We start from the raw sequence: 4,129 nt of genomic DNA on the forward strand, positions 1-4,129 counted from the left end.
CCGGCCCGGCGCCCGTGAGGGGTCCGTGCCGGTCCCACCCGGCGAGGCGGCGGACAACGCCGTGTACGCGGAGGCCCGCGCCCTGGTGGACGCGGTGCTCGGCCTCGACGGTGACCTGGGCCAGGCCCTGTTGAAGGCCTTCGCCCGCGGCTACCTGGACGTGCCGTTCTGCCTGCACCCGGACAACGCGGGCCGCAGCCGGAGCCACATCGACGCGTCGGGGCGGCTGACCTGGTCCGAGATCGGGGCGATGCCCATCGGGCACGTCACCGACCGGGGCCGGCGGCTCACGGCCGCCGGGCTGTTCGAGGCGCTGTCGTTCGTGCAGCGCCGGCACGACCGGGTCGTTCCCTCGGCTCCTCCCTCTCCGCCTTCCTCAGCGTCGTACGCGCCTTCCAGGCCCCCGCTTCCGTCCTCTTCCCGGCCCCCGCTTCCCACGGCGGCCCGTCGCCCGGCAGCCCACCGTCAGCACACCCAGGAGGTAGCACCATGACCAGTACGATCGCTGAGCGCGACGGCCGCACCACGCCCTCGTTCCCGACCTCTCCCGACCAGCACCTGATGGCGGAGCCGACCCGTGCCACGCTGCGGGTGCAGAGCCGCATGCTCGCGGCGACCCGGGCCTTCCTGACCGGCCAGGGCTTCCAGGAGCTGCTGCCGCCGGTGATCGGACCGGTCACCGACCCGGGCATCCGGGGCTCCAAACAGGTGGACATCGATTTCTACGGCCACAAGTACAAGCTGATGACCAGCGCGATCCTCTACAAGCAGGCGTCGCTGATGGCCTTCGACAAGATCTTCTACATCGCGCCGAACGTGCGCCTGGAGCCGCTGGAGACGGCGGTCACGCACCGCCATCTCGCGGAGTTCCACCAGATCGACGTGGAGATCAGGGACGCCGGCCGCGAGGACGCGATGGAGCTGGCGGAGCGGCTGGTGGCGTACGTCGTCGGCGAGGTCGTCCGGGAGATGCCGGGCGAGCTGGAACTCCTCGGCCGGGACAAGGACGCGTTCCGGGAGGTCGTCCAGGGGGCGTTCGGCCGGACCACCCACGCGGCGGCGACCGCCGACCTGGTCGCGCTGGGCCACCCGCAGGACCCGGGCGCCGAGATCGACTGGGAGGGCGAGGAGATCCTCTCCGCGAAGTCCAGCCGTCCCTTCTTCGTCGTGGACTACCCCAAGGGGTCGCGCGGCTTCTACGACCAGGAGGACGCCGAACGCCCGGGCGTCCTGCGGAACTTCGACCTGATCGCCCCCGAGGGGTACGGCGAGCTGGCCAGCGGCAGCGAGCGCGAGCACGTCTACGCGGCGCTGGTCACGCGGATGCGCGAGACCGGTGAGAACCCGGCCAAGTACGGCTGGTACCTGGACCTGGCCCGCCGCGGCATCCCCGCCAGCTCCGGGTTCGGCATCGGCCTGGAGCGGTTCACCCGGTACGTCACCGGCCGCACGGCCGCCTGGGAGGCCAGCGCCTACCCGAAGCTCCCCGGAGTGGTGTCGGCATGAGCACCGTACTGAGCGCAGCCGGTTTCCCCGAGGAACAGGTGCGGCACCGGGCCAGGAACGGGGCGGCGGCCGTGTTCCCCGCGCTGGAGTCGTACGGCTCCGGCCTGCTGGGCGCGGCTCCGGCCGGCCACGATCCGTACGACCTGCTGGAGCGGGCCAGGATCGTGCCCCCGGTGTTCATGCCGGAGCGGCTGAAGAAGCTCATCGACCTGGCCAGGGAGCCGCTGTACACGGATGTCGAACTCGACACGGTGATCGGCGGGTTCACGTCGCGGCTGCCGCTGTACGTGTCGGCGTTCGGCTCGACGCAGGTCGCGAGCCACGACCTGGGCGAGGCGGCGGGACGGCAGGCGGGGCGGCTCGGCATCCCGATGGTCATCGGCGAGAACGTGGTGCCGGTCAACGGCTACCGCGCGTCGTCCGACGCCGACGCCTCCCCGCTGCTCGGCCGGATCGCCGCCTACACGGCCGCCGCGGACGACGAGTACGGCGGGGTGGTGGTGCAGCAGTCCACCGAGGACGCGGACGCCGAGGTGTGGAACCTGGTCTACAGCGACCCGGTCACGGAGCCGCTGCTCGCCACCGGGCGGCTGGCCTTCGAGCTGAAGGTCGGCCAGGGGGCCAAGCCGGGCCTCGGCGGTCTCACGGTCCTGGGCCGCGAGGCGGCGGGCCGGGTGGCCGAACAGTACGCCACGGACGCGGTGTTCGGCGCGGACACCGACGCGGTCCTGCGGATCAGCAGCCCCGGCACCTTCACCGAGGAGATCCTGCGCCAGCAGATCCGGCTGATGCGCAACAACTTCCCGCGCGTGAAGGTGTGGGTGAAGCTGCACCCCGGCCGTGACGTGGCGCTCGCGGCGGCCACCGCGTGGGCGGCCGGCGCGGACTCCGTCACGGTGGACGGCGCGGAGGGCGGCACCGCCTGGGCGCCGAACGCCTTCCTCGGCCAGGTGGGACTGCCGCTCGGCGAGTGCCTGGCCCGTATCGGACCCACCAGCCACTGCCTGCTCGCCAGCGGGCGGATCTGGGAGGGCGGCAGGGCCACCAAGGCGCTGGCGCTCGGCGCGCGCGCCGTCGGACTCGGCCGGGCCGCGCTGCTCGCGGTGGACGAGGACGGCGAGGCCGGTCTCGTACGGCTGGCCGAGAGCATCGCCCTCGAACTCCGCCTGTTGATCAGCTCCTTGGGCAAGTACCGCGCGAACGCCCTGGAGGCGGACGACGTACTGCTGCCTCCCGAGGGCGTGTTGACGGCCCGTACCGGCTGACTCCCCGCATGTCTCTTTGACTTCGCACGCGACTTCGCACCATCCGCACGTCATCCACCGTGGCTCCGTCGGTCTCCCGGCACGCCGCGAGACCACGTAGATCCGAGCTACCAAGAAGGTGTCGAGATGTCCCGACCGCAAGAAGATCCCGCTCTCTCCCCCGGCGCCGGCGTGCCCGCGCGCGTCGCCGCGTACAACACCACGGCGCTGGCACTCCCCGAGGGCGCGCTGCACGATCTCTTCGCCGCGCAGGCCGCCCGCACCCCGGATGCCGTCGCCCTCGTCCACGAGGACCGCCGGCTCACCTACCGGGAGCTGGACCACGCGGCGAACGCGCTGGCGCACCGGCTCATCGGCGCCGGTGTGCGGCCGGGCGACGCGGTCGGCCTCCTCTTCGACCGCTCGTTCGCCTATGTGATCACCGTCCTCGCCGTGATGAAGAGCGGCGGTGTGTACGTCCCGCTGGACCCCCGCCAGCCCGCCGAACGGCTCTCCTGGATCCTCGGTGACACCGGGGCCGTCCTGCTGGTGACGGACCGCCCCGAGGCGGAGACGGGCTTCGCGGGCGACCTGACCGCCCTGCGGCTCACCGACGCGAGCGCCACCGACCTCTCGCCCAGCGCGCCCGCCGTCACGGTCCACCCCGACCACCCGCTGTACGTGATGTTCACCTCCGGCTCCAGCGGCACCCCCAAGGGAGTCGTCAACACCCACCGCAACGTGGTGGAGTTGGCCCTCGACCCGGGCTTCGGGGCCACGGCGCACGAGCGGGTCCTCGCCTACTCGCCGCTGCCCTTCGACTCCTCGACGTACGAGCTGTGGGTCCCGCTGCTGCGCGGCGGGCTGGCCGTCGTGCTGTCGGCGCCGAAGATCGACATCGGTGAGCTGGGCGAGGCCATCGCCCGCCACGGGGTGACCGCCGCATACTTCACGACCGCGCTGTTCGACGCGATGGCGGGCGAGGCGATCGACGGCCTGGCGCTGCTGCGGGAGATCTGGACCGGCGGCGACGTCCTGTCCGCCACCGCCCTCCAGCGGGTCCTGGACCACTGCCCCGACACCACGGTCGTGCATGTCTACGGACCCACCGAGGCGACGGTCTTTTGCAGCTACCAGTCCTTCACGCCCGAGGTCCGCACCCTCGACCGCCTGCACCTCGGCATTCCGATGGCGAACACCTCGATGTACGTGCTGGACGCCGAGCTGCGCCACACCGCCCCGGGCGAGACCGGGGAACTGTACGTCGCAGGACCGCACTTGGCGCAGGGGTACGGCCGGCTGCCGGCCATGACCGCCGAGCGGTTCACCGCAGACCCGTACGGCCCGGCGGGCACCCGGATGTACCGCACCGGCGACCT

General features: G+C 72.4%; 3 protein-coding genes and 1 pseudogene. All 4 read left to right on the forward strand.

Annotation, left to right across the window (positions count from 1 at the left end; translation table 11 throughout):
* Positions 1 to 493, forward strand: a pseudogene (locus GT042_RS27425) (hypothetical protein); the annotation flags it as partial.
* Positions 490 to 1,506, forward strand: coding sequence for an asparagine synthetase A (locus GT042_RS27430; RefSeq protein ID WP_161311408.1), 1,017 nt, complete (start codon positions 490 to 492; stop codon positions 1,504 to 1,506). The pseudogene GT042_RS27425 and the gene GT042_RS27430, both read left to right, overlap by 4 nt.
* On the forward strand, positions 1,503 to 2,771 hold the full coding sequence (locus GT042_RS27435; RefSeq protein WP_161311409.1) for a glutamate synthase-related protein: 1,269 nt from the start codon (positions 1,503 to 1,505) through the stop codon (positions 2,769 to 2,771). The genes GT042_RS27430 and GT042_RS27435 overlap by 4 nt, the downstream gene beginning before the upstream one ends.
* A gap of 126 nt (positions 2,772 to 2,897) precedes the next feature.
* Positions 2,898 to 4,129: amino acid adenylation domain-containing protein (locus GT042_RS27440; RefSeq protein ID WP_161311410.1), on the forward strand; the 1,232-nt coding region annotated here is incomplete at its 3' end.

It is taken from the genome of Streptomyces sp. SID3212, assembly GCF_009865405.1.
Lineage (GTDB): Bacteria > Actinomycetota > Actinomycetes > Streptomycetales > Streptomycetaceae > Streptomyces.

Excerpts from the sequence above, each read along its gene's own strand:
- GT042_RS27430 (WP_161311408.1), top strand. The coding sequence starts at position 490 with ATGACCAGTACGATCGCTGAGCGCGACGGCCGCACCACGCCCTCGTTC.
- GT042_RS27435 (WP_161311409.1), top strand. The coding sequence starts at position 1,503 with ATGAGCACCGTACTGAGCGCAGCCGGTTTCCCCGAGGAACAGGTGCGG.